The sequence below is a fragment of the Pseudomonas helmanticensis genome (assembly GCF_900182985.1).
Lineage (GTDB): Bacteria > Pseudomonadota > Gammaproteobacteria > Pseudomonadales > Pseudomonadaceae > Aquipseudomonas > Aquipseudomonas helmanticensis.
In genome coordinates this window covers 1,326,204-1,349,871 of the sequence record NZ_FXUY01000002.1, presented here as the reverse complement: position 1 = coordinate 1,349,871, position 23,668 = coordinate 1,326,204, and the positions used below count along the sequence as shown (strand labels likewise).

23 protein-coding genes and 1 other RNA gene are annotated in these 23,668 nt (G+C 60.2%); 20 read left to right on the top strand and 4 right to left on the bottom strand.

The genetic code is table 11. From position 1 onward, the window contains the following. Nucleotides 1–61 precede the first annotated feature (61 nt). The 5 genes from petA (at nucleotide 62) to QOL84_RS28825 (ending at nucleotide 3,842) form a co-directional block, all read left to right on the top strand. A complete protein-coding gene (gene petA / locus QOL84_RS28845; RefSeq protein ID WP_129395443.1) occupies nucleotides 62–655 on the top strand; it encodes a ubiquinol-cytochrome c reductase iron-sulfur subunit in 594 nt (197 codons plus the stop codon). Then, a complete protein-coding gene (locus tag QOL84_RS28840; protein WP_129395442.1) occupies nucleotides 655–1,866 on the top strand; it encodes a cytochrome b in 1,212 nt (403 codons plus the stop codon). Before petA ends, QOL84_RS28840 begins: the two co-directional genes overlap by 1 nt. Beyond that, the gene (locus QOL84_RS28835) at nucleotides 1,866–2,648 is read left to right on the top strand and encodes a cytochrome c1 (RefSeq protein WP_129395441.1); all 783 of its coding nucleotides are present in this window, start codon (nucleotides 1,866–1,868) and stop codon (nucleotides 2,646–2,648) included. The genes QOL84_RS28840 and QOL84_RS28835 overlap by 1 nt, the downstream gene beginning before the upstream one ends. 146 nt (nucleotides 2,649–2,794) lie before the next feature. Next, nucleotides 2,795–3,412, top strand: coding sequence for a glutathione S-transferase N-terminal domain-containing protein (locus tag QOL84_RS28830; RefSeq protein WP_047303097.1), 618 nt, complete (start codon nucleotides 2,795–2,797; stop codon nucleotides 3,410–3,412). 16 nt (nucleotides 3,413–3,428) lie between these two features. Then, the gene (locus QOL84_RS28825) at nucleotides 3,429–3,842 is read left to right on the top strand and encodes a ClpXP protease specificity-enhancing factor (protein ID WP_283439409.1); all 414 of its coding nucleotides are present in this window, start codon (nucleotides 3,429–3,431) and stop codon (nucleotides 3,840–3,842) included. A 215-nt stretch (nucleotides 3,843–4,057) separates the two neighbouring features. Here QOL84_RS28825 and QOL84_RS28820 read toward each other — a convergent pair whose 3' ends face one another. The 4 genes from QOL84_RS28820 to QOL84_RS28805 form a co-directional block, all read right to left on the bottom strand. Then, nucleotides 4,058–4,636 (bottom strand): BON domain-containing protein, encoded by a 579-nt coding sequence (locus QOL84_RS28820; RefSeq protein ID WP_007917023.1) that lies wholly within the window; start codon nucleotides 4,634–4,636, stop codon nucleotides 4,058–4,060. After that, entirely contained in the window at nucleotides 4,633–5,226 is a 594-nt protein-coding gene (locus tag QOL84_RS28815; RefSeq protein WP_008082788.1) for a phosphoheptose isomerase, read from the bottom strand. Before QOL84_RS28815 ends, QOL84_RS28820 begins: the two co-directional genes overlap by 4 nt. 101 nt (nucleotides 5,227–5,327) lie before the next feature. Continuing rightward, nucleotides 5,328–5,690 (bottom strand): YraN family protein, encoded by a 363-nt coding sequence (locus QOL84_RS28810; protein ID WP_129395439.1) that lies wholly within the window; start codon nucleotides 5,688–5,690, stop codon nucleotides 5,328–5,330. Next, entirely contained in the window at nucleotides 5,690–7,501 is a 1,812-nt protein-coding gene (locus tag QOL84_RS28805; RefSeq protein WP_064120491.1) for a penicillin-binding protein activator, read from the bottom strand. The genes QOL84_RS28810 and QOL84_RS28805 overlap by 1 nt, the downstream gene beginning before the upstream one ends. 177 nt (nucleotides 7,502–7,678) lie before the next feature. Here QOL84_RS28805 and rsmI point away from each other — a divergent pair, with 177 nt between their 5' ends. The 15 genes from rsmI (at nucleotide 7,679) to QOL84_RS28730 (ending at nucleotide 23,668) form a co-directional block, all read left to right on the top strand. After that, nucleotides 7,679–8,584, top strand: coding sequence for a 16S rRNA (cytidine(1402)-2'-O)-methyltransferase (gene rsmI, locus QOL84_RS28800; protein WP_283439408.1), 906 nt, complete (start codon nucleotides 7,679–7,681; stop codon nucleotides 8,582–8,584). Nucleotides 8,585–8,657: 73 nt separating this feature from the next. Next, nucleotides 8,658–9,011: RNase P RNA component class A (gene rnpB, locus QOL84_RS28795), an RNA gene on the top strand. A 402-nt stretch (nucleotides 9,012–9,413) separates the two neighbouring features. Continuing rightward, on the top strand, nucleotides 9,414–9,869 hold the full coding sequence (gene mraZ, locus QOL84_RS28790; protein ID WP_007917012.1) for a division/cell wall cluster transcriptional repressor MraZ: 456 nt from the start codon (nucleotides 9,414–9,416) through the stop codon (nucleotides 9,867–9,869). Then, a complete protein-coding gene (gene rsmH / locus QOL84_RS28785; protein ID WP_008082779.1) occupies nucleotides 9,866–10,813 on the top strand; it encodes a 16S rRNA (cytosine(1402)-N(4))-methyltransferase RsmH in 948 nt (315 codons plus the stop codon). The genes mraZ and rsmH overlap by 4 nt, the downstream gene beginning before the upstream one ends. Then, complete coding sequence (gene ftsL, locus QOL84_RS28780) at nucleotides 10,810–11,103, top strand: cell division protein FtsL (RefSeq protein WP_007917008.1); 294 nt, start codon at nucleotides 10,810–10,812, stop codon at nucleotides 11,101–11,103. Before rsmH ends, ftsL begins: the two co-directional genes overlap by 4 nt. After that, nucleotides 11,103–12,842: a peptidoglycan D,D-transpeptidase FtsI family protein gene (locus tag QOL84_RS28775; protein ID WP_174823980.1), complete on the top strand. Its 1,740-nt coding sequence runs from the start codon at nucleotides 11,103–11,105 to the stop codon at nucleotides 12,840–12,842. Before ftsL ends, QOL84_RS28775 begins: the two co-directional genes overlap by 1 nt. Then, nucleotides 12,842–14,305: a UDP-N-acetylmuramoyl-L-alanyl-D-glutamate--2,6-diaminopimelate ligase gene (locus tag QOL84_RS28770; RefSeq protein ID WP_283439407.1), complete on the top strand. Its 1,464-nt coding sequence runs from the start codon at nucleotides 12,842–12,844 to the stop codon at nucleotides 14,303–14,305. The genes QOL84_RS28775 and QOL84_RS28770 overlap by 1 nt, the downstream gene beginning before the upstream one ends. After that, nucleotides 14,298–15,665 carry a UDP-N-acetylmuramoyl-tripeptide--D-alanyl-D-alanine ligase gene (locus QOL84_RS28765; protein WP_283439406.1) on the top strand — a complete coding sequence of 456 codons (1,368 nt, stop codon included), beginning with the start codon at nucleotides 14,298–14,300 and terminating at the stop codon, nucleotides 15,663–15,665. The genes QOL84_RS28770 and QOL84_RS28765 overlap by 8 nt, the downstream gene beginning before the upstream one ends. Further along, complete coding sequence (gene mraY / locus QOL84_RS28760; RefSeq protein WP_007917000.1) at nucleotides 15,665–16,747, top strand: phospho-N-acetylmuramoyl-pentapeptide-transferase; 1,083 nt, start codon at nucleotides 15,665–15,667, stop codon at nucleotides 16,745–16,747. Before QOL84_RS28765 ends, mraY begins: the two co-directional genes overlap by 1 nt. A 5-nt stretch (nucleotides 16,748–16,752) precedes the next feature. Beyond that, the gene (gene murD, locus QOL84_RS28755) at nucleotides 16,753–18,099 is read left to right on the top strand and encodes a UDP-N-acetylmuramoyl-L-alanine--D-glutamate ligase (RefSeq protein WP_283439405.1); all 1,347 of its coding nucleotides are present in this window, start codon (nucleotides 16,753–16,755) and stop codon (nucleotides 18,097–18,099) included. Further along, entirely contained in the window at nucleotides 18,096–19,313 is a 1,218-nt protein-coding gene (gene ftsW / locus QOL84_RS28750) for a putative lipid II flippase FtsW (RefSeq protein ID WP_007916996.1), read from the top strand. Before murD ends, ftsW begins: the two co-directional genes overlap by 4 nt. After that, nucleotides 19,303–20,373: an undecaprenyldiphospho-muramoylpentapeptide beta-N-acetylglucosaminyltransferase gene (gene murG, locus QOL84_RS28745; protein WP_129395431.1), complete on the top strand. Its 1,071-nt coding sequence runs from the start codon at nucleotides 19,303–19,305 to the stop codon at nucleotides 20,371–20,373. Before ftsW ends, murG begins: the two co-directional genes overlap by 11 nt. Then, nucleotides 20,366–21,826: a UDP-N-acetylmuramate--L-alanine ligase gene (gene murC, locus QOL84_RS28740; protein ID WP_129395430.1), complete on the top strand. Its 1,461-nt coding sequence runs from the start codon at nucleotides 20,366–20,368 to the stop codon at nucleotides 21,824–21,826. Before murG ends, murC begins: the two co-directional genes overlap by 8 nt. Continuing rightward, complete coding sequence (locus QOL84_RS28735; RefSeq protein ID WP_129395429.1) at nucleotides 21,823–22,797, top strand: D-alanine--D-alanine ligase; 975 nt, start codon at nucleotides 21,823–21,825, stop codon at nucleotides 22,795–22,797. Before murC ends, QOL84_RS28735 begins: the two co-directional genes overlap by 4 nt. Nucleotides 22,798–22,801: 4 nt before the next feature. Next, a complete protein-coding gene (locus QOL84_RS28730) occupies nucleotides 22,802–23,668 on the top strand; it encodes a cell division protein FtsQ/DivIB (RefSeq protein WP_007916989.1) in 867 nt (288 codons plus the stop codon).

Below are 23,668 nucleotides of genomic sequence, written 5' to 3'. Positions count from 1 at the left end.
CATTGATTTATTTAGTAGATGCCTGATTTAACAGGCCACAAAGCTGATGGGAGAGGACTGAATGAGCAATGACGGCGTGAATGCAGGCCGGCGTCGCTTCTTGGTAGCAGCCACATCCGTGGTGGGTGCTGCAGGAGCGGTGGGGGCTGCGGTCCCGTTCGTGGGGTCATGGTTTCCCAGTGCCAAGGCGAAAGCCGCCGGTGCACCGGTGAAAGTGAATGTCGGCAAGATCGAGCCAGGACAGCAGATGATTGCTGAGTGGCGCGGCCAGCCGGTGTTCATTGTCCGCCGTACCAAGGAAATCCTGGATAATCTGAAAAAGATCGAGGGCCAGCTCTCCGATCCGGATTCCAAAAACTCCACGCAACCCACCTATGTCGATCCTGAAGTGCGTTCGATCAAGCCGGAAATTCTGCTGCTGATCGGGATCTGCACACACCTGGGTTGCTCACCGACCTTCCGTCCCGAAGTGGCACCTGCGGATCTGGGTAAAGACTGGGTAGGCGGTTATTTCTGCCCTTGCCACGGTTCCCACTACGATCTGGCTGGCCGCGTCTACAAGTCGCAACCTGCGCCTTTGAACCTGCCAGTTCCCCCGCATTCCTATGAGACCGATGACCTGATTGTCATTGGCGTCGATACGGAGAAAGCGTGATGAGCAAGTTCATGGATTGGGTTGATGCGCGCTTTCCCGCGACCAAAATGTGGGAAGACCATCTCAGCAAGTATTACGCGCCAAAAAACTTCAACTTCTTCTACTTTTTCGGCTCCCTGGCGTTGCTGGTGCTGGTCAACCAGATCGTCACCGGTGTCTGGCTGACGATGAGCTACACGCCGTCGGCAGAGGAGGCATTCGCTTCCGTCGAATACATCATGCGCGACGTCGAGTACGGCTCGATCCTGCGTTTGTTGCACTCGACCGGCGCCTCGGCGTTCTTCATCGTGGTTTATCTGCACATGTTCCGTGGCTTGCTCTACGGTTCGTACCAGAAACCGCGCGAGCTGGTCTGGGTCTTCGGCATGCTGATTTACCTGGCGCTGATGGCGGAAGCCTTCATGGGTTACCTGCTGCCATGGGGTCAGATGTCCTACTGGGGTGCCCAGGTGATCATCTCGCTGTTCGGTGCGATACCGGTCATCGGTAACGACCTGACTCAGTGGATCCGTGGTGACTACCTGATCTCGGGCATTACCCTCAACCGCTTCTTCGCCTTGCACGTCGTCGCTCTGCCGATCGTCATTCTCGGCCTGGTGGTGCTGCACATTCTGGCGCTGCACGAAGTCGGTTCGAACAACCCTGACGGCGTCGACATCAAGAAGCACAAAGACGAAAACGGCATCCCGCTGGACGGCATTGCCTTCCACCCGTACTACACCGTGAAAGACATTGTCGGTGTCGTAGTGTTCCTGTTTATCTTCTGCTTTATTGTGTTCTTCTTTCCGGAAATGGGCGGCTACTTCCTCGAAAAACCAAACTTCGAGCAAGCCAACCCGTTCAAGACGCCAGAGCATATTGCGCCGGTCTGGTACTTCACGCCGTTCTACGCAATCCTGCGGGCGATCCCCGACAAACTCATGGGCGTCATCGCCATGGGCGCGGCGATTGCGGTGCTGTTCGTGCTGCCATGGCTGGATCGCAGTCCGGTCAAGTCGATGCGCTATAAAGGCTGGATGAGCAAAATCTGGCTGCTGGTGTTCTGCATTTCGTTCGTGATCCTCGGCATTCTGGGCGTACTGGCCCCGACGCCGGAGCGCACTCTGGTATCGCAGGTCTGCACCTTCCTGTACTTCGCCTACTTCATTCTGATGCCGTTCTACACCAGGCTCGAGAAGACCAAACCGGTTCCGGAAAGGGTGACTGGCTGATGAAAAAGTTATTTTTTGCTCTGATTTTTGCTGCTTTGCCTGTCCTGTCTTTCGCTGCCGAGCATGGTGGTCCGGAACTGGAAAAAGTCGACATCGACGTCTCCGACAAGGCTGCCCTGCAGGATGGCGCGCGGACCTTTGCCAACTATTGCATGGGTTGCCACAGTGCCAAGTTCCAGCGTTACGAGCGGGTTGCCGATGACTTCGGTATCCCGCACGAAATGATGCTGGAAAAACTGGTGTTCACCGGCGCGAAGATCGGCGATCACATGAACATCGGCATGCAGCCGGCCGACGCCAAGACCTGGTTCGGCGCGGCGCCACCGGACCTGACCCTGGTGGCTCGCGTTCGTGGTACCGACTGGCTCTACGGTTACCTGCACTCGTTCTACGAAGATCCGGCACGTCCTTGGGGGGTGAACAACAAGGTCTTCCCGAACGTCGGCATGCCTAACGTACTGGTCGGCCTGCAAGGTCGTCAGGTCGTCGGCTGCAAGCAGGTGCAGATCGTCGAGGACGGCAAGAAGCAATACGATCCGCTGACCGGTACGCCTTTGACGCATGAAGCGTGTGATCAGCTGACCATCGTGCCGAAGACCGGTACTCTGAATGCAGAGCAGTTCGATGAGAAGGTCAAGAATCTGGTAACCTTCCTGGCTTACTCGGCTAACCCGGTTAAGCTGCAACATCAGCGCATCGGTACTTATGTCTTGCTGTACCTGGCGTTCTTCTTTGTGTTCGCCTACCTGCTCAAGCGTGAATACTGGAAAGACGTGCACTGATACGCTTCAAGCATTGCTGTTAATCGCGCGCGCCCAAGGGCGCCTCCAATAACGTAGCGTCTGGTTCGCCAGGTGCTGCGGGAGGCGCCCTCTGGGCGCGCGCGTTTTTCCGGTTCCGACAAATTCAACAAGCGAGGAGGATCGCCATGGGCGTGACCAATCGGTTGGCCTGTTACTCCGACCCCGCCGACCACTATTCCCACCGAGTGCGCATCGTGCTTGCAGAGAAGGGTGTCAGCGCCGAAATCATTTATGTGGAGGCTGGTCGCCAGCCGCCTAAACTGATTGAGGTGAACCCTTACGGAAGTCTGCCTACGCTGGTCGATCGTGACCTGGCGTTGTGGGAGTCGACCGTGGTGATGGAATATCTGGATGAGCGTTACCCGCACCCGCCATTGCTGCCGGTTTATCCGGTGGCGCGTGCCAACAGCCGTCTGCTGATTCACCGTATTCAGCGTGACTGGTGTGGTCTGGTGGATCTGATCCTGGATCCGAAAAGCAAAGAGGCCGCGCGAGTCGTGGCGCGCAAGGAATTGCGTGAAAGCCTGACGGGCGTGTCGCCGCTGTTTGCCGACAAGCCATTTTTCCTCAGTGAGGAACAAAGTCTGGTGGATTGCTGCCTATTGCCAATACTCTGGCGTTTGCCGATTCTGGGTATTGAACTGCCGCGGCCAGCCAAGCCGCTGCTTGATTATATGGAGCGCTCGTTTGCGCGTGAGGCTTTCCAGGCGAGTCTGTCTGGTGTCGAACGCGATATGCGCTAAGGCTTAAGGAGCCGCTATGAACTCCAGTCGACCTTATCTGGTCCGCGCGCTCTACGAGTGGATTGTTGATAACGATTGCACCCCGCACATGCTGGTCAATTCCGAATTCCCGGCGGTGCAAGTGCCACAGGGTTTCGCCAGTGACGGGCAGATTGTCCTGAACATCTCGCCGAGCGCCGTGCGTCATCTGCACATGGACAACGACGTGGTGACCTTCGAAGGTCGCTTCGGTGGTGTTCCGCACAGCTTGTACGTGCCGATCAGTGCTATTCTCGGGATCTACGCCCGGGAGAACGGTCAGGGCATGGTGTTCGATCTCGAGTCGCCAATGGGTGACGAAGACGACATCGAGTCGGATGACGACTTGCCACCACCGGACAGTGAGCCACCGCGTCCAAGCGGCCGGCCAAGCCTGAAAGTGGTGAAATAAAAAAAGGCGATCCAGATGGATCGCCTTTTTCATGCGCGTCTCAAAAATGCATACACATCTCAAAACTGCATACATATCTCAAAATTTCATACACATCTCAAAACTGTAGGAGCTGCCGAAGGCTGCGATCTTTTGATCTTGCTTTAAAAAGATCACGATCAAAAGATCGTCCATCGCGGCCCGAGCCTTCGGCAGCTCCTACACGGAGATGTGTATCAGTCGATGTATTCGAAGAGTTTGACGATCTTCTGTACGCCGGAAACACCCTGCACCAGATTGGTTGCCTGAGTGGCTTCCTGTTTGGTCAGCAGGCCCAGCAAATAAACGATACCGTTCTCGGTCACCACCTTGATGCGCGAGCCGGGAATGCTGGCGTCAGTGAGCATCTGCGTCTTGATCTTGGAGGTCAGCCAGGTGTCATTCTGGCGCGCCAGGAAGCCGGACGGCGGTATGACCTGCAGTTCGTTATGCACGGTTTTTACCCGTTGAACGGCGGCTGCCGCCTGCTCAGCCTTCGCTTTCAAGTCTGCGCGCGGCGTTTGACCGGCCAGTAGCACGACGCCGTTGAAGCTGGTGACGACGATGTGCGAATCGTTGTCCAGAGCCGGGTCGGCCTTAGCCACGTTCACACCCACTTTGGTTTCGATCAGCGAATCGTCGATCTTGCTGCCGAAGGTGCGCGTGCCACGGTCGTCGTCGATCGGTGCTTCACGGCTGGCGTTCACCACCGAGGTGCAGCCGCTGATGCCGAGGCACAGGGTCAAGGCCAGAAGGCCAAGGCGATTAGGGGTCATTCTTCACTCCCGAACAGTTGGCTGTCGATCAGATCGCAAAGGCAATGGATCGCCAGCAAGTGGACTTCTTGAATACGTGCAGTGACATTGGCCGGTACGCGAATCTCGACGTCCTCGGGCAACAGCAGCGACGCCATGCCGCCGCCATCGCGTCCGGTCAAAGCTACGACAATCATTTCGCGATCATGTGCGGCCTGGATCGCTTGAATAATGTTCGCCGAGTTGCCGCTGGTCGAGATCGCCAGCAAGACATCGCCCGGTTGGCCGAGTGCGCGGATCTGTTTGGAGAACACTTCGTTGTAGCTGTAGTCGTTGGCGATCGAGGTGATCGTCGACGTGTCGGTGGTCAGGGCGATGGCCGGCAGGCTCGGGCGCTCGCGCTCAAAACGGTTGAGCAGCTCGGAAGAGAAGTGCTGGGCATCGCCGGCCGAGCCGCCATTGCCGCACGAAAGCATTTTGCCCTCGTTGAGCAGGGCGTTGACCATGATCTGGCTGGCTTGCTCGATGTGCGGTGCAAGTACGTCCATCGCCTGTTGCTTGGTGTCGATACTGGCCTGGAAAAGCTGGCGAATTCGGGATTGCATGTCCATCTGTGTGACCTTAAGTGGCGCGGCTGTTCGGCACGTGAATGTGCAGCCCGCAAAGCAAAGAGCAAAAGTTGTCGGGTGAAAATGTCCGGGGCGGAGGCAGATCAGCAGTCAAACGCATTCTGCAACCAGTTCAGCTGATTCGGGTGGCTGTCGATTGCCACCACATCGAAGCGGCAGGGGGAATTGGCCCAACGCGACTCGCGCTGAAGAAAATACTGCGCAGCGAAAATCAGTTTCTGCTGCTTGCGCCCATCGATGCTAGCGAGCGCGCCACCCCATTGGGTGTTTTTTCTGTAGCGAACTTCAACGAATACTACTGTATCGCCATCAAGCATGACCAGATCAAGCTCGCCGCGTTTGCATAACCAGTTCTGTGCAAGCAACTGCAATCCGTGGTTTTGCAGATGTTCGAGCGCCTGGCGCTCGGCATCCTTGCCGCTTTGCGAGCTTGACCTGTCAGGCATCAGCGCGGGGTGTCCGGCAGGCGTTGAACCTGACCGCTGACGAACTGCGCCCAAGGCAGCTGACGCACAACACGTTGGGTCTGGGTCATGCCGAGGCTGCCCGACTCACCATCAATGCGGCTGTCCGGCAGGGCTTTGAGTTGGCCCAGGCGCGGCGCCAGGCGATAGGCATCGACACCCATTGCGTACAAGCGACCGAGGCTGCCGGCGGCTTGTGGCCACTGCGCAACCACTTGCTGACGCAGTGGATCGCTGTTGTCCAGCAGCCACGGGGTTTCGCAGAAGCGAATGCCGTTCATGTCGTTGTACTGGTTCACGTCGCCACTGGCGCTGTAAACGTGCGAGGTCGCGTAAACCGGAACGTCGCCGGCGTACTGGAAGTTCAGGGTCGGCTTGATCTGCTGCGCCTGTTGTGGCGTGGCGGCAAGGAAGATGAACTCAATGTCCTGGCGACGCGAAGGCTGGGCGGCGACGTTGGTGCCGGCGGCATTCTGCAGGCTTTTGGCGCGGGCTTCGCTCTGGCGCAGCTGGAACATGTCGGCGATCTGCTGGGCCAGTTGCACTGGCTGATCGACACGTTCGGTGGCAACGATGCTGCCGCCGTTGGCCTGCCAGTCCTGGCTGAAAGCGCGCAGTACGCGGTCGCCCCATTCGCCTTTCGGCACCATGATTGCGGCACGATGCAGGCCGTCAGCGCGAGCGCGGCGGGAAACTTCGCGGGCTTCGTCTTCGGCAGCCAGACCAAACTGGAACAGCTGCGCCGGGCCTTGATCGCCTTCGCTGTAGTTCAGCGCAAGGGTGGTGATCGGCAGTTGCGGACGAGTGCTCAGTTGTTTGACCAGTGGTTTTTCCAGTGGGCCAACGACCAGTTGCACACCGTCCGCCTGAGCCTTGCGGTAGAACTCGTCCATCGAGGTCAGTTTCGAGCTGTCGTAGAACTCGATGGCCGGCGGCTTTTGTCCGGCCTGTTGAGCCTGGTAGTGCGCAGCCATGAAGCCTTCACGCAGAGCTTTGCCGACAGCGGCCAGCGGGCCGTCTTGCGGCAGCAGCAGGGCGATCTTGCTCAGCGGCTGGCTGGCCAGCTCCTTGAGTTTGGTCAGCGGCAGCGGCAGGTTGATTGCGGCCGGGTGTTTTGGATTCTGTGCACGCCAGGTATCGATCGCAGCTTGCTGTTGTTCCAGAGTGCCAGCGGATTTCACCGCCAGCGCCAAGCCCATCCAGCCGCCGAGGTCGTCGCTGGTGTTCGGTTGCAATTGGTCGGTTGGCAGCGAGCCGATCAGGGTCCAGATCGCTTCGTGGTTCTTGCTCGCGGCTTCGCCTTGCAACATCGGTGCGATGAAGACGCGCTCGCGGGCGGCAGCCAGTGTCTGGCCATCGGCTTCAAGGGCGCGGGCATGTACGGTGCCGGTACGCACTTGCTGCTCTTCAGGCATTTCGCCCAAGTGTTGCAGGCTTGGATGACTCAGGGCAGTCAGCGCGGCTTTCGGCTGATTGCGGGTCATCGCCAGCTCAGCGTTCAGTGTGCTGGCGAAGATCTGCTGGCCTGGCTTCAGTTGCTCCATCGGCACTTGTTGCAGGATCTGCGCGGACTGTCCGGCATTGCCTTGGCGATAGGCCAGGTCCGCCGCGCTCAAGCGCAACAGGGCGGCTTTTTCCGGGGTTTTCGCCTGGGTAGCCTGTTCGAGCAGTTGCTCGATGCTGGCATCCGGGGTCCGTGGAAGTTCGCCAAGGCTGGAGGAAGGGGAGCTGGCGCAAGCCGCCAACAAGGCAGCGAGGCAGAGGGCAGTGAACAGCCGCAGGCAAGCGATCATGTAAGTGTTCCTGATACTCGATCAAATTAGCGTCGAATTGTACCCAAGCACTGGCCGGGGCGCGATGTTAGTGGCGTGAAACGGACAATTTAGCTGGAGTAAATGTTGCAGCGGCGCACAACTGCACGCAAAACCGCAGGCGGGCAGAGCGCATCGCAAGCCTCGTGACGCGCTACAATGGCGGCTTTTACCGAACATGAGGTGTGCGCTTTGACTGCTCCAGGTCCTTTGAATTCCGCTGCTGGCTCGCTTTATGTGGTGGCGACGCCCATCGGCAACCTGGACGACATCAGCGCCCGGGCTCTGAAGATCCTCCGCGAAGTGGCCTTGATCGCTGCCGAAGATACGCGTCATTCGGCGCGTCTGATGCAGCACTTCGGGATTGCCACGCCGCTGGCTGCCTGTCACGAGCACAACGAACGAGATGAAGGTAGTCGCTTTATCACCCGTTTGCTGGCGGGCGACAACGTTGCGCTGATTTCCGACGCCGGCACGCCGCTGATTTCCGATCCGGGTTATCACCTGGTGCGTCAGGCCCGTGCTGCCGGCATCAGTGTCGTGCCGGTGCCGGGCGCCTGTGCATTGATTGCTGCGCTGTCGGCGGCGGGGCTGCCGTCCGATCGTTTTATCTTCGAAGGTTTCCTGCCGGCCAAATCGGTCGGGCGCAAGGCGCGTCTCGAAGCTGTTAAAGAAGAGCCGCGTACGTTGATTTTCTATGAGGCTCCGCACCGCATCCTTGAATGCCTGCAGGATATGGAAGAAGTGTTTGGCGGTGAGCGTCAGGCATTGCTCGCCCGTGAAATAACCAAGACGTTCGAAACACTCAAGGGCTTGCCGCTGGCTGAATTGCGCGCATTCGTTGAATCCGACAGTAATCAGCAGCGCGGCGAATGCGTGGTGTTGGTGGCAGGCTGGACGCCGCCGGAGTCCGAAGACGCGGTCAGCAGCGAAGCGATGCGCATCCTCGATCTGTTGCTCGAAGAAATGCCGCTCAAGCGTGCTGCCGCGCTGGCAGCGCAGATCACCGGTGAGCGCAAAAACGTGCTGTATCAGGTCGCGCTGGATAAACAGAAAGGCGTGTAAGCCGTCGCCCATAGCGGTCTTGAGGCTTTTAGCGCTTGTTCTTCAGGCGCTCTGCCGTTAACCTTCGCGGCGGAGAGTCGATCGGACAGTCGCTGCCCTCTATGAAAATTAGGGGGGGGAGGAAAGTCCGGGCTCCATAGGGCGAAGTGCCAGGTAATGCCTGGGAGGCGTGAGCCTACGGAAAGTGCCACAGAAAATAACCGCCTAAGCGCTTCGGCGCCGGTAAGGGTGAAAAGGTGCGGTAAGAGCGCACCGCACGTCTGGCAACAGTTCGTGGCTAGGTAAACCCCACTTGGAGCAAGACCAAATAGGGTCCCAAGGCGTGGCCCGCGCTGGGACCGGGTAGGTTGCTAAAGATGTCCAGTGATGGCCATCGTAGACGAATGACTGTTCAAGACAGAACCCGGCTTACAGATCGACTCTCCACCTTTTTCTTTCCCTGCTTGAATCAAAGACGACAGGGCTGTGTAATATCAGCAGGCCTGGTCTGAAAGTTCGGCAGCGGCAAACGCAGTAATAGCCATTTCCCACCTTGCTTCAATCAACAGCAGAAGCGCTTTTGTAATACCGAAAAAATCTTACTCTTAACAAATTACTTTAACTTTCGAGCGCAGCTATCAGTGCTGCATCAAGTTATGGGTCGAAACTCCGCGCCAGATTGTCGTTACTCCTCCTTTTAAGCTCCTAAATCTCCGTTCTGTAAGGGTTTTCCTTTAATCCGCGCCTTGACGGTGTGGTGGGCGCATTCCTATAGTGTGCGCAAGTGGCGGAAAGTGGCATGAAGTGGGTTTTTTGAGCTCAAAACGATAAAAATTGGAGAAACGCAGACGTGTTTCGCGGAGCTAACGCTATCAGTCTCGATGCAAAGGGCCGTCTCGCTATGCCGAGCCGGTACCGTGACGAGCTCGATTCGCGTAGTTCCGGCCAATTGATCGTCACCATTGATGCCGTTGATCCATGTCTGTGCGTCTATCCGCTCGACGAGTGGGAAATTATTGAAACCAAGTTGCGCGCACTCCCTTCGCTTCGCGAAGAGAACCGTCGCCTGCAGCGTTTATTGATCGGCAACGCCGTCGACCTCGAGCTCGATGGCAGTGGCCGTTTTCTGGTTCCACCGCGTTTGCGCGAATACGCCAAGCTCGATAAGCGCGCGATGCTGGTGGGCCAACTGAACAAGTTCCAATTGTGGGACGAGGATGCATGGAACGCGGTATCTGCCGCCGACCTTGCTGCCATTCAACAACCGGGCGCGATGCCTGATGAACTGCGTGATTTGATCCTGTGACTATTGATAGCGGCTTTAACCACATCACCGTACTGCTTGACGAAGCCGTCGAGGCTCTCGCCGTACGTCCTGATGGCTGCTATCTGGACGGTACGTTCGGGCGCGGCGGACACAGCCGGTTGATCCTCAGCCAGCTCGGCACGGACGGTCGGCTCATCGGGTTCGACAAAGATCCACAAGCGATTGCCACCGGGCAAACGCTAGCGGCCGAAGACGGCCGCTTTGTCGTTGTGCAGCGCAGCTTTGCCGAACTCGGTTCGGTGGTTGCCGAGCAAGGTCTGAGCGGCAAGGTCAGCGGTATTCTGCTCGACCTCGGCGTGTCTTCGCCGCAGCTCGACGACGCTGAGCGCGGCTTCAGTTTCCTCAACGACGGCCCGCTGGACATGCGCATGGACCCGTCCCGTGGCATCAGCGCCGCCGAATTCGTCAACACTGCGCCGGCTGAGGAAATCGCCCGGGTGTTCAAGGAATACGGCGAAGAACGTTTCTCCGGGCGCATGGCCCGTGCTGTGGCCGAACGTCGTGACATCAAGCCGTTCGAGCGCACCGCCGATCTGGCCGAAGTGTTGAAAGTTGCCAACCCGGCGTGGGAAAAGGGCAAGAACCCGGCCACCCGTGCATTCCAGGGTTTGCGCATTCACGTCAACAACGAACTGGGTGATCTGGAAGCCGGCCTCGAAGCGGCGCTGGATGCTCTGGAAATTGGCGGCCGTCTGGTGGTGATCAGCTTCCATTCGCTGGAAGATCGCATCGTCAAACTGTTCATGCGCAAGCTGGTGAAAGGCGAAGCCGACAACCTGCCGCGCAACCTGCCGGTTCGCCACGTTGCGTTCGAACCGAAAATCAAAGTCCATGGCAAAGCGCAGACGGCCTCCGACGCCGAACTCAAAGCCAACCCACGTTCCCGTAGCGCCGTCATGCGCGTCGCGGAGAAGCTGCGGTGAGCAAGCTTTTCGCCAAGCCACTGCCCGGCGGCAGCTTTCTGATGTTGCTGCTGTTTATCGGCGTGCTCGTGTCGGCCATCGCCGTGTCGTACAGCGCGCACTGGAACCGGCAGTTGCTCAACACCCTCTACAACGAACTCAGCGTGCGCGACAAAGCGCAGGCCGAGTGGGGGCGGCTGATTCTCGAGCAAAGCACCTGGACCGCGCACAGCCGTATCGAAGTGCTGGCCACCGAACAACTGAAAATGCACATTCCGGGCGCGGCTGACGTGAAGATGGTGGCGCCATGATGAAACTCGAAGGCGCACTGTTCCCATGGCGTTTCCGCGTGATGGTCGGGCTGCTCGGCGTGATGGTCGCGGCGATCTGCTGGCGCATCATCGACCTGCAAGTGGTTGACCGTGACTTCCTCAAAGGTCAGGGTGACGCGCGCAGTCTGCGGCACATTCCGATTCCTGCTCACCGTGGTCTGATCACTGACCGTAACGGCGAGCCTTTGGCCGTGAGTACTCCGGTCACCACGCTGTGGGCCAACGCCAAGGAAATGCAGACGGCGAAAGAGAAATGGCCGGCACTCGCTGCCGCGCTGGGGCAGGACCCGAAAGCCCTGACCGAACGCCTCGAAGCCCAGGCCAACAAGGAATTCATTTACCTGGTGCGCGGGCTGACTCCCGAGCAGGGCCAGGCTGTGCTCGACCTGAAAGTGCCGGGCGTCTACGGCATCGAAGAATTCCGCCGGTTCTACCCGGCCGGTGAAGTCACCGCGCACATGGTCGGTTTTACCGACATCGATGACCACGGTCGCGAAGGTGTCGAACTCGCCTATGACGAATGGCTCGCCGGTGTGCCCGGCAAGCGGCAGGTCATCAAGGATCGGCGCGGTCGGCTGATCAAGGATGTCCAGGTCACCAAAAACGCCAAGGCCGGCAAGCCCTTGGCGTTGTCCATTGACCTGCGTCTGCAATACCTGGCCAACCGTGAGCTGCGCAACGCGATCATCGAGAACGGCGCCAAGGCCGGCAGTCTGGTGATCATGGACGTCAAGACCGGCGAGATTCTCGCCATGGTCAACCAGCCGACCTATAACCCGAACAACCGTCGCAACCTGCAACCGGCGATGATGCGTAACCGCGCAATGATCGACGTGTTCGAACCAGGTTCGACCATGAAAGCCATCTCGATGAGCGCCGCGATCGAGTCCGGTCGCTGGAAACCGACGGACACCGTCGAGGTGTACCCGGGTACCTTGCAGATTGGCAAGTACACCATCAAGGACGTTTCAAGGACCGAAGGCCCGGTGCTGGACATGACCGGGATTCTGATCAATTCCAGTAACGTCGGCATGAGTAAGGTCGCGTTCGATATCGGCGGCGAAACCATTTACCGCTTGGCACAGAAAGTCGGCCTCGGCCAGGACACCGGCCTCGGCTTCCCGGGCGAGCGCGTCGGCAACCTGCCGAACTACCGTGAGTGGCGCAAGGCTGAAACCGCGACCCTGTCTTACGGCTACGGTATTTCCGTGACCGCGATTCAGTTGGTGCACGCGTTCTCGGCACTGGCCAACAACGGTCGTCTCGCGCCGCTGACCCTGATCAAAACCGACAAGCCGCCGCAGACCACTCAGGTATTGCCGGAAGCCGTGGCGAAAACCATGCAAGGCATGCTCACCCAAGTGATCGAGGCGCCGCGCGGGGTATTCCGTGCGCAGGTGCCGGCGTATCACGTGGCCGGCAAGTCGGGTACTGCGCGCAAGACTTCGGTCGGGACCAAAGGCTACGCAGAAAACTCTTACCGCTCGTTGTTCGCCGGTTTCGGCCCGATGAGCGATCCGCGTTACGCGATTGTTGTGGTGATCGATGAACCGTCCAAGGCCGGTTACTTCGGTGGTCTGGTTTCCGCGCCAGTGTTCAGCCGTGTGATGTCCGGCACCTTGCGCCTGATGAACGTGACCCCGGACAACCTGCCGACGACGCAACAAGCCAACGCCACCCCGGTCATTCCGCTGAAAGCCAATGGAGGGCGCGGCTGATGTCATTAAGTCTGAACAAGATATTCCCCCACGCCGGCCACGATCTGTTGATCCGTGAATTGGCGCTGGACAGCCGCAATGTGCGCGCAGGCGATTTGTTTCTCGCCGTGCCTGGCGGCAAATTCGATGGTCGTGCGCACATTGCCGACGCACTGCAACGCGGTGCGGCGGCTGTAGCTTATGAGGTGGAAGGCGCCACCGTGCTGCCGATCACCGACGTGCCGCTGATTCCGGTCAAAGGTCTAGCGGCACAGCTGTCGGACATCGCCGGGCGCTTTTACGGCGAGCCGAGCCATCACCTGAACCTGATCGGCGTAACCGGCACCAACGGCAAGACCAGCGTGACCCAATTGGTCGCGCAGGCACTGGATCTGCTCGGCCAGCACTGCGGCATCGTCGGCACCCTCGGTTCCGGCTTCTATGGCGCACTGGAAAGCGGTCTGCACACCACGCCGAATCCGATCGCCGTGCAAGCGACTTTGGGCGACCTGAAAAAGGCCGGCGCCAAAGCCGTGGCCATGGAAGTCTCGTCTCATGGCCTGGATCAGGGCCGCGTGACCGCGCTGGCGTTCGATGTGTCGGTGATGACCAACCTGTCCCGCGATCATCTGGATTATCACGGCACCATGGAGGCGTACGCCGAGGCCAAGGCCAAGCTGTTCGCCTGGAATGATCTGAAGTGCCGCGTGGTCAACCTCGACGACGATTTCGGCCGGCAACTGGCCGCTGAAAAACGTGAGTCGCGCCTGATTACTTACAGTCTGCTCGACAGCAGCGCGTATCTGTATTGTCGCGAAGCGCAGTTCGACGACCACGGTGTGCGCGCCACACTGGTGACGCCGCAGGGTGAACATCATCTGCGCAGCACGCTGCTCGGTCGCTTTAACCTGAGCAACGTTCTGGCGGCAGTCGGCGCCTTGCTCGGTCTGGATTACGCGCTCGACGAAATTCTCAAGGTACTGCCGAAACTCGAAGGCCCGGCCGGGCGCATGCAGCGTCTTGGCGGTGGCACTCAGCCGTTGGTGGTGGTCGATTACGCGCACACCCCGGATGCGCTGGAAAAAGTCCTGACCGCGTTGCGCCCGCACGTCAAAGGTCAATTGCTGTGCCTGTTCGGCTGCGGCGGCGATCGTGATCGCGGCAAGCGTCCGTTGATGGCCGAAGTGGTCGAGCGTCTGGCCGATCAGGTCGTGGTCACCGACGACAATCCGCGTACTGAAGATCCAGCGGTGATTTTCGAAGACATCCGCGCCGGATTCACTGCTGTGGATAAAGTCACCTTCGTCGCCGGCCGTGGCCAGGCGATTGCACAACTGATTGCCGGCGCGTCCGCCGATGACGTGGTTGTTCTGGCCGGTAAAGGTCACGAGGACTATCAGGAAATCAACGGCGAGCGCCATGCCTTCTCCGATCTGGTCGAGGCTGATCACGCCCTGACCGCTTGGGAGGTGGCCCATGCTTAAGGCGCTGAAACTCAGCGAACTGACCAACGCGCTCGATGCTCGCTTGATCGCTGCCGATGCCAGTTTCAACGGCGTCAGCATCGACAGCCGTGCGATCCAGCCTGGGCAACTGTTTATCGCCCTGACCGGTCCGCGTTTCGACGGTCATGACTATTTGAACGACGTCGCCGCCAAAGGCGCGGTGGCTGCGCTGGTCGAGCGCGAAGTCGCCGACAGCACGCTGCCGCAACTGCTGGTCAAGGACACCCGTCAGGCCCTCGGTCAGTTGGGCGCGCTGAACCGCGCCGCGTTCACTCAGCCAGTTGCAGCGATCACCGGTTCCAGCGGCAAGACCACCGTGAAGGAAATGCTCGCGAGCATCCTGCGCACGCGCGGCCCTGTGCTGGCGACCCGTGGCAATCTGAACAACGACCTCGGCGCACCGCTGACCCTGCTCGAACTGGCCCCGGAACACACTTCGGCGGTCATCGAACTGGGTGCTTCGCGTCTGGGCGAAATCGCTTACACCGTTGGCCTGACCAAGCCGCACGTGGCGATCCTGAACAATGCCGGCACCGCGCACGTCGGTGAGTTTGGCGGGCCGGAAAAAATCGTCGAAGCCAAAGGCGAAATCATCGACGGACTGGCGGCTGATGGTGTTGCCGTGCTCAACCTCGATGACAAGGCTTTCGGTATCTGGAAGACCCGTGCCGGCGCTCGCAAGGTGCTGACTTTTGCCCTGAGCAACACGCACGCGGATTTCTACGCCAGCGACCTGACCACCGATGCCCGCGGCTGCCCGGCTTTCAATCTGCACACACCTGAAGGTGTCGAGCGCGTTCAACTGAACCTGCTCGGCACCCACAACGTCGCCAATTCCATGGCTGCCGCTGCTGCCGCTCACGCCTTGGGCGTGTCGTTGTTCGGCATCGCCACCGGACTTGGCTCCGTGCAACCGGTCAAAGGTCGCACTGTCGCGCAACTGGCGAAAAACGGCATGCGTGTGATCGATGACACTTACAACGCAAACCCCACCTCAATGTGCGCGGCCGTTGATATACTCGCCGGCTTTTCCGGCCGCACCGTCCTGGTGCTCGGAGATATCGGCGAGTTGGGCGATTGGGCGGAGCAGGGGCACCGCGACGTGGGCGAGTACGCCCGGGGCAAGGTATCCGCACTTTACGCTGTCGGGCCGAACATGGTTCACGCCGTCAACGCATTCGGTGAACAGGCGCATCACTTCGGCACGCAAGCCGAGCTGATCCAGGCCCTCGACGCCGAGCAGGACACAAACACCACCATTTTGATCAAGGGTTCGCGCAGTGCAGCGATGGAAAACATCGTTGCGGCTCTGTGCGGGTCCAGTCTGGAGAAACATTAATGCTGCTGCTGCTAGCGGAGTATCTGCAACAGTTCTACAAAGGCTTCGCGGTCTTTCAGTACCTGACCCTGCGCGGGATCCTTGGTGTGCTGACCGCGCTGGTTTTGTCGCTGTGCTATGGCCCGTGGATGATCCGCACCCTGCAGAACCGTCAGATCGGTCAATCCGTTCGTAACGACGGCCCGCAATCGCACTTGTCCAAGTCGGGTACACCGACCATGGGCGGCGCGCTGATTCTGTCTTCGATCGGCGTCAGCACGTTGCTCTGGGCTGACCTGAGCAACCGCTACGTCTGGACTGTTCTGCTGGTGACCTTGCTGTTCGGCGCCATCGGCTGGGTCGACGATTACCGCAAAGTCATCGAGAAAAATTCGCGTGGCCTGCCGAGCCGCTGGAAGTATTTCTGGCAGTCGGTGTTCGGCCTCGGCGCAGCGATCTTCCTTTATATGACCGCTTCCACGCCGGTGGAAACCACGCTGATCCTGCCGATGCTCAAGGACTACAGCATTCCGCTGGGCCTGGGCTTCATCGTGCTGACTTACTTCGTGATCGTCGGTTCGAGCAACGCGGTCAACCTGACTGACGGCCTCGACGGTCTGGCGATCATGCCAACCGTGATGGTCGGCGGTGGCCTCGGCATCTTCTGCTACCTGTCGGGTAACGTGAAATTCGCTGAATACCTGTTGATCCCTTATGTGCCGGGCGCGGGTGAACTGATTGTGTTCTGCGGTGCGCTGATCGGTGCCGGCCTCGGCTTCCTCTGGTTCAACACCTATCCGGCGCAAGTGTTCATGGGCGACGTCGGTGCCCTGGCACTTGGCGCGGCACTGGGCACCATCGCCGTGATCGTCCGTCAGGAAATCGTCCTGTTCATCATGGGCGGCGTGTTCGTGATGGAAACCCTGTCAGTCGTCATTCAGGTTGCGTCCTTTAAGCTGACCGGTCGCCGTGTGTTCCGCATGGCACCGATCCACCACCACTTTGAACTCAAGGGCTGGCCCGAGCCGCGCGTGATCGTCCGTTTCTGGATCATCACCGTGATTCTCGTGCTGATCGGCCTTGCCACCCTGAAGCTGAGGTAGAACGAGTGTCTCTGATCGCTTCTGACCACTTCCGCATCGTTGTCGGCCTCGGCAAGAGCGGCATGTCCCTGGTTCGCTTCCTGGCGAACCGGGGCACGTCGTTTGCCGTGGCGGACACGCGGGAAAATCCACCGGAACTGGCCACGCTCAAGCGTGACTATCCGCACGTGGAAGTGCGTTGTGGCGAGCTGGACGTCGAATTCCTCTGCCGTGCCGACGAGCTCTACGTGAGCCCCGGCCTGGCGCTGGCGACCCCGGCCCTGCAAGCCGCTGCGGCCCGTGGCGTGAAACTGTCCGGCGACATCGAGCTGTTCGCGCGTAACGCGCAGGCGCCGATCGTGGCCATCAGCGGTTCCAACGCGAAAAGCACCGTCACTACCCTGGTCGGCGAGATGGCGGCTGCGGCCGGCAAACGTGTCGCTGTCGGCGGCAATCTCGGCACCCCGGCGCTGGATCTGCTCAGCGACGACGTCGAGCTGTACGTGATGGAGTTGTCGAGCTTCCAGCTGGAAACCACCGACCAGCTCAACGCCGAAGTGGCCACCGTGCTGAACATCAGCGAAGACCATATGGATCGCTACAGCGGTCTGCCGGCGTACCACTTGGCCAAGCACCGGATCTTCCGTGGTGCGAAGCAGTTCGTGGTCAACCGTCAGGACGCGCTGAGCCGTCCGCTGATGGGCGAGGGCCAGCCGTGCTGGACCTTCGGCCTGACCAAACCGGATTTCAAGGCCTTCGGTATTCGCGAAGAAGACGGCGAGAAATACCTCGCTTTCGAATTCCAGAACCTGATGCCAGTGCGTGAATTGAAGATTCGCGGCGCACACAATCAGTCCAACGCCCTCGCGGCGCTGGCGCTCGGTCATGCCGTCGGCCTGCCGTTCGACGCCATGCTCGCGGCACTGCGTACCTTCGCCGGCCTCGAACATCGCTGCCAGTGGGTACTTGATCTCGACGGCGTGGCTTACTACAACGATTCGAAAGCGACCAACGTTGGCGCTGCACTGGCGGCCATCGAAGGCCTCGGTGCGGACATCGACGGCAAGGTCATCCTGATCGCCGGTGGCGATGGCAAGGGTGCCGAGTTCAATGATCTGCGTGATCCGGTGGCGGCGAACTGCCGCGCCGTGATCCTGATGGGCCGTGACTCCGACAAGATCGGCGAAGCGCTTGGCGATGCCGTGCCATTGATTCGCGCGACCTCGCTGGTCGACGCCGTCGCGCAATGCCGCGCCGCCGCCCAACCGGGTGACGTGGTGCTGCTGTCGCCGGCCTGCGCCAGTTTCGACATGTTCAAAAATTACGAAGACCGTGGTCACCAGTTCGTCCGCGCTGTGGAGGAACTGGCATGAGCCTGCGCAATATCATCAAACCGTATCCGTCGCCGATCATCACCGGGCGCGGCATCGATCTCGATTTCCCGATGCTCGCCGGTTGCCTGGCGCTGCTCGGTCTCGGTTTGATCATGATCGCCTCGGCGTCCACTGAAGTGGCAGCCGCGCAGTCGGGCAGTCCGCTGTATTACATGATTCGCCACCTTATTTATGTGGTGCTGGGCCTGGGCGCGTGCATCGTCACCATGATGATTCCGATCGCTACCTGGCAGCGCCTCGGCTGGTTGATGCTGATCGGTGCGTTCGGTTTGCTGGTGATGGTGATCATCCCCGGCATCGGGCGCGAAGTGAACGGTTCGATGCGCTGGATCGGTTTCAGCTTCTTCAACGTGCAGCCTTCGGAAATCGCCAAGGTGTTCGTGGTGATCTACCTCGCCGGTTATCTGGTGCGTCGCCAGAAAGAAGTGCGCGAGAGCTGGATGGGTTTCTTCAAGCCGTTCATCGTGCTGCTGCCGATGGCCGGTCTGTTGCTGATGGAGCCGGACTTCGGTGCCACCGTCGTAATGATGGGGGCTGCGGCGGCGATGCTGTTCCTTGGCGGGGTCGGGCTGTTCCGTTTCTCGCTGATGGTGGTGTTGGCGGTCGGCGCCGTGGTGCTGTTGATTCAGATGCAGCCGTATCGAATGGCGCGTCTGACCAACTTCGCTGACCCGTGGGCTGACCAGTTCGGCGCCGGCTATCAGCTGTCGCAAGCCTTGATCGCCTTCGGTCGCGGTGAATGGCTGGGCGTGGGCCTGGGCAACAGCGTGCAGAAGCAGTTCTACCTGCCGGAAGCGCACACCGACTTCGTGTTCTCGGTACTGGCTGAAGAACTCGGCGCAGTCGGTTCGCTGTGCACCGTCGCGCTGTTCGTGTTCGTGTGTATTCGCGGCATGTACATCGGCCTGTGGGCGGAGAAAGCCAAGCAGTTCTTCGCTGCGTACGTGGCTTACGGTCTGTCGTTCCTGTGGATTGGTCAGTTCCTGATCAACATCGGCGTGAACGTCGGCCTGCTGCCAACCAAGGGACTGACCTTGCCGTTCCTCAGTTACGGTGGCAGTTCGTTGGTGATCTGCTGTGCCTGCCTCGGCTTGTTATTGAGGATCGAGTGGGAGAGTCGAACCCACCTGGGCAGTGAAGAGATGGAATTCCATGAGAGCGACTTCGCTGAGGAGCCGAATCATGGGCGCTAACGTATTGATCATGGCCGGCGGCACCGGCGGCCACGTGTTCCCGGCGCTGGCTTGTGCTCGCGAGTTTCAGGCCCGCGGCTACAGCGTGCACTGGCTCGGCACGCCACGCGGAATCGAGAACGAACTGGTCCCGGCCGCTGGGCTGGAACTGCACCGCATCAACGCTACCGGCCTGCGCGGCAAGGGCAAGCTGTCGCTGCTCAAGGCGCCGTTCATGTTGCTGAAATCGGTCTGGCAGGCGCGGGCGATCATTCGTCGCTTGAAGCCAGTGTGCGCGGTTGGCTTCGGTGGTTATGTGACTGGCCCCGGTGGCCTCGCCGCGAAACTGGCCGGCGTGCCGGTGATCGTTCACGAGCAGAACGCCGTGGCCGGCACCGCCAATCGGTTGCTGGTGCCGTTCGCCGCCCGAGTGTGTGAAGCGTTCCCCGACACCTTTACTCTGTCGGACACCCGCCGTACCACCGGAAACCCGGTGCGCAGCGAGCTGTTCCTCGAAACACCGCGACCTGCCCTGGCCGGTCGCAAAGCGCGTTTGCTGATCCTTGGCGGAAGCCTGGGCGCAGAACCGTTGAACAAATTGCTGCCTGAAGCCCTGGCCCAAGTCGCTGCCGATTTGCGCCCGGAAGTGTTTCATCAGGCCGGCAAAAACCACGATGAAGTGACTGCAGAGCGCTACCGCGCCGCCGGCGTCGATGCGCAGGTGCAGCCGTTCATCAAAGACATGGCCCAGGCCTATGGCTGGGCTGACCTGGTGGTGTGCCGCGCAGGCGCGTTGACCATCAGTGAGCTGGCTGCTGCCGGTCTGCCCTCGATGCTGGTGCCTTTGCCCCACGCGATCGACGATCACCAGACCCGCAACGCCGATTATTTGGCCCGCGAAGGCGCTGCCTTCCTGATGCCGCAAAGAACGACTGGTGCCGCGGACCTTGCCGCGCGCCTGACAGAGGTCTTGATGCAACCGCAACGACTCGAAGAAATGGCCCAAGCGGCCCGCCGTCTGGCGAAACCCGATGCCACCCGTAGCGTGGTCGATACCTGTCTGGAGGTGGCCCATGGTTGAGAATCAGAAAGCCATGCCGCAACCGGAAATGCGCCGCATCCGTCGCATCCACTTCGTCGGTATCGGCGGCGTGGGCATGTGCGGTATTGCCGAAGTGTTGTTGAACCTGGGCTATGAAGTGTCCGGTTCCGACCTGAAAGCTTCGCCGGTGACCGAGCGTCTTGAATCGTTCGGTGCGCACATCTTCATCGGCCACCGTGCCGAGAACGCCGCGACCGCCGATGTATTGGTGGTGTCGAGTGCTGTGAACACCTCCAACCCGGAAGTCGCGACCGCGCTTGAGCGTCGTATCCCGGTGGTACCGCGTGCTGAAATGCTCGCCGAGCTGATGCGCTATCGCCACGGCATCGCCGTCGCCGGTACGCACGGCAAAACCACCACCACCAGCCTGATCGCTTCGGTGTTCGCCGCCGGTGGCCTGGATCCGACATTCGTCATCGGTGGCCGTCTGAATGCCGCAGGCACCAATGCCCAGCTCGGCACCAGCCGTTACCTGATCGCCGAAGCCGATGAAAGCGATGCGAGCTTCCTGCACCTGCAACCGCTGGTGGCCGTGGTCACCAACATCGACGCCGACCACATGGCGACCTACGACGGTGACTTCAACAAACTGAAGAAAACCTTCGTCGAGTTCCTGCACAACCTGCCGTTCTACGGTTTGGCGGTGATGTGCCTGGACGATCCGGTGGTGCGCGAAATCCTGCCGCTGGTGAAACGTCCGACCGTGACCTACGGCTTCAGCGAAGACGCTGACGTGCGCGCGATCAATGTTCGCCAGCAAGGCATGCAGACCTTCTTCACCGTGCTGCGTCCTGACCGCGAGCCGCTGGATGTTTCCGTGAACATGCCGGGCAACCACAACGTGCTCAACTCGCTGGCGACCATTTGCATCGCCACCGACGAGGGCGTCAGCGATGAAGCCATCGTTCAGGGCCTGTCGGGTTTCCAGGGTGTCGGCCGGCGCTTCCAGGTCTACGGCGAACTGCCGGTAGACGGCGGCCACGTGATGCTGGTCGACGACTATGGTCACCACCCGACCGAAGTCGCCGCAGTGATCAAAGCCGTGCGCGGTGGTTGGCCGGAGCGCCGTCTGGTGATGGTCTACCAGCCGCACCGTTACAGCCGCACCCGCGATCTGTACGACGACTTCGTCAATGTATTGGCCGATGCCAACGTGCTGCTGCTGATGGAAGTCTATCCGGCCGGCGAAGAGCCGATCCCCGGTGCTGACAGCCGCAAGTTGTGCAACAGCATCCGCCAGCGCGGTCAGCTCGACCCGATCTACATCGAGCGTGGCGTCGATCTGGCGCCGCTGGTCAAGCCGCTGCTGCGTGCCGGCGACATCCTGCTGTGCCAGGGCGCCGGTGATATCGGCGGTCTCGCGCCGAAGCTGTTGAAAAGTGAATTGTTCGCTGGCGCCGTGGCGGCGTCGGTCGAGGGGAAGTTGAAATGACTGCTGCCTACGCCAAGCTGTTTTCCACTATCGCGCCGAAAGACTTCGGCCGCGTCGCCGTGCTCTTTGGCGGTCTGAGTGCCGAGCGTGAGGTTTCGCTGAAATCCGGTAACGCCGTGCTCGACGCACTGCAAAGCGCTGGCGTGGACGCGTTCGGCATCGACGTTGGCGACGACATTTTGCAACGTCTGCTCAGCGAAAAGATCGACCGCGCCTTCATCATTCTCCACGGTCGTGGCGGTGAAGACGGCTCCATGCAGGGCCTGCTCGAAGTGGCGGGCATTCCGTACACCGGCAGCGGCATCCTCGCCTCGGCATTGGCGATGGACAAGCTGCGCACCAAGCAGGTCTGGCACAGCCTCGGGATTCCGACGCCGCGTCACGCCGTGCTGTGCAGCGAAGCCGATTGTATTTCGGCGGCGACGGAACTGGGCTTCCCTTTGATCGTCAAACCGGCGCATGAAGGTTCAAGTATCGGGATGGCCAAAGTGAGTTCTGCGTCCGAGTTGATCGACGCATGGAAAGCGGCCAGTACCTACGATTCGCAAGTCTTGGTTGAGCAATGGATTCAAGGTCCGGAGTTCACCATCGCCACCCTGCGTGACCAGGTGTTGCCTCCTATCGCCCTGGGTACACCGCACACGTTCTACGACTACGACGCCAAGTACATCGCCAACGATACCCAGTACCGCATTCCGTGCGGGCTGGATGCCGCCAAAGAAAAGGAACTCATGGATCTCACGGCCAAGGCCAGTGAGGCGCTGGGTATTGCCGGTTGGGGCAGGGCGGACGTGATGCAGGACGCCGACGGGCAGTTCTGGTTTCTCGAAGTGAATACGGCACCGGGCATGACCGATCACAGCCTGGTACCGATGGCGGCGCGCGCTGCCGGTCTGGATTTCCAGCAACTGGTGTTGGCCATTCTGGCCGCCAGTGTTGAAGGCGCGGTAACCCAAGAGGCGCGAGGTTAAGACCATGCAAGGCGCTCAGCTCCGACATCAGCCTCCCGCACCCGGCCGCAAGCCGGTGCCACGGGGTGCCAGCCGTATGGTGGCGAAAGAGCCGATGTCCGCGCGCCTGCCGAAAGCCAATTTCAGCTTTCTGAAAAGCTTGTTCTGGCCGGTGCTGCTGGTCGTGCTGGGCTTTGGTACGTACGAAGGTGCAACGCGTTTGCTGCCGTACGCCGACCGGCCGATCACCAAGATCGCCGTGCAGGGTGACCTGAGCTACATCAGCCAGCAAGCAGTGCAGCAACGGATCGCTCCGTACGTAGCGTCGAGTTTCTTCACCATCGACCTTGCCGGCATGCGCACCGAGCTTGAGCAGATGCCATGGATCGCCCACGCCGAAGTACGTCGGGTGTGGCCGGACCAGGTGGTGATCCGCCTCGAAGAGCAACTGCCGGTGGCGCGTTGGGGCGACGAGTCGTTGCTCAACAACCAGGGCCAGGCGTTTACGCCCAAGGAATTGGCGAACTACGAACACCTGCCACAGCTGTTCGGTCCACAACGGGCCCAGCAGCAAGTGATGCAGCAGTATCAGGTGCTGAGCCAGATGCTGCGGCCGTTGGGCTTCTCGATTGCGCGCCTGGAATTGCGTGAACGCGGCAGCTGGTTCCTGACCACCGGTGCCGGCAGCTCCGGCCCCGGCATCGAGTTGCTGCTGGGACGCGGCAACCTGGTGGAAAAGATGCGCCGCTTCATTGCCATCTATGACAAGACGCTTAAAGACCAGATTACGAACATTGCGCGCATCGATCTGCGCTACGCCAACGGCCTCGCTGTTGGCTGGCGGGAACCTGTAGCGCCGACGACAGCCCAACCCGCTGTCGCAAAGAATTAA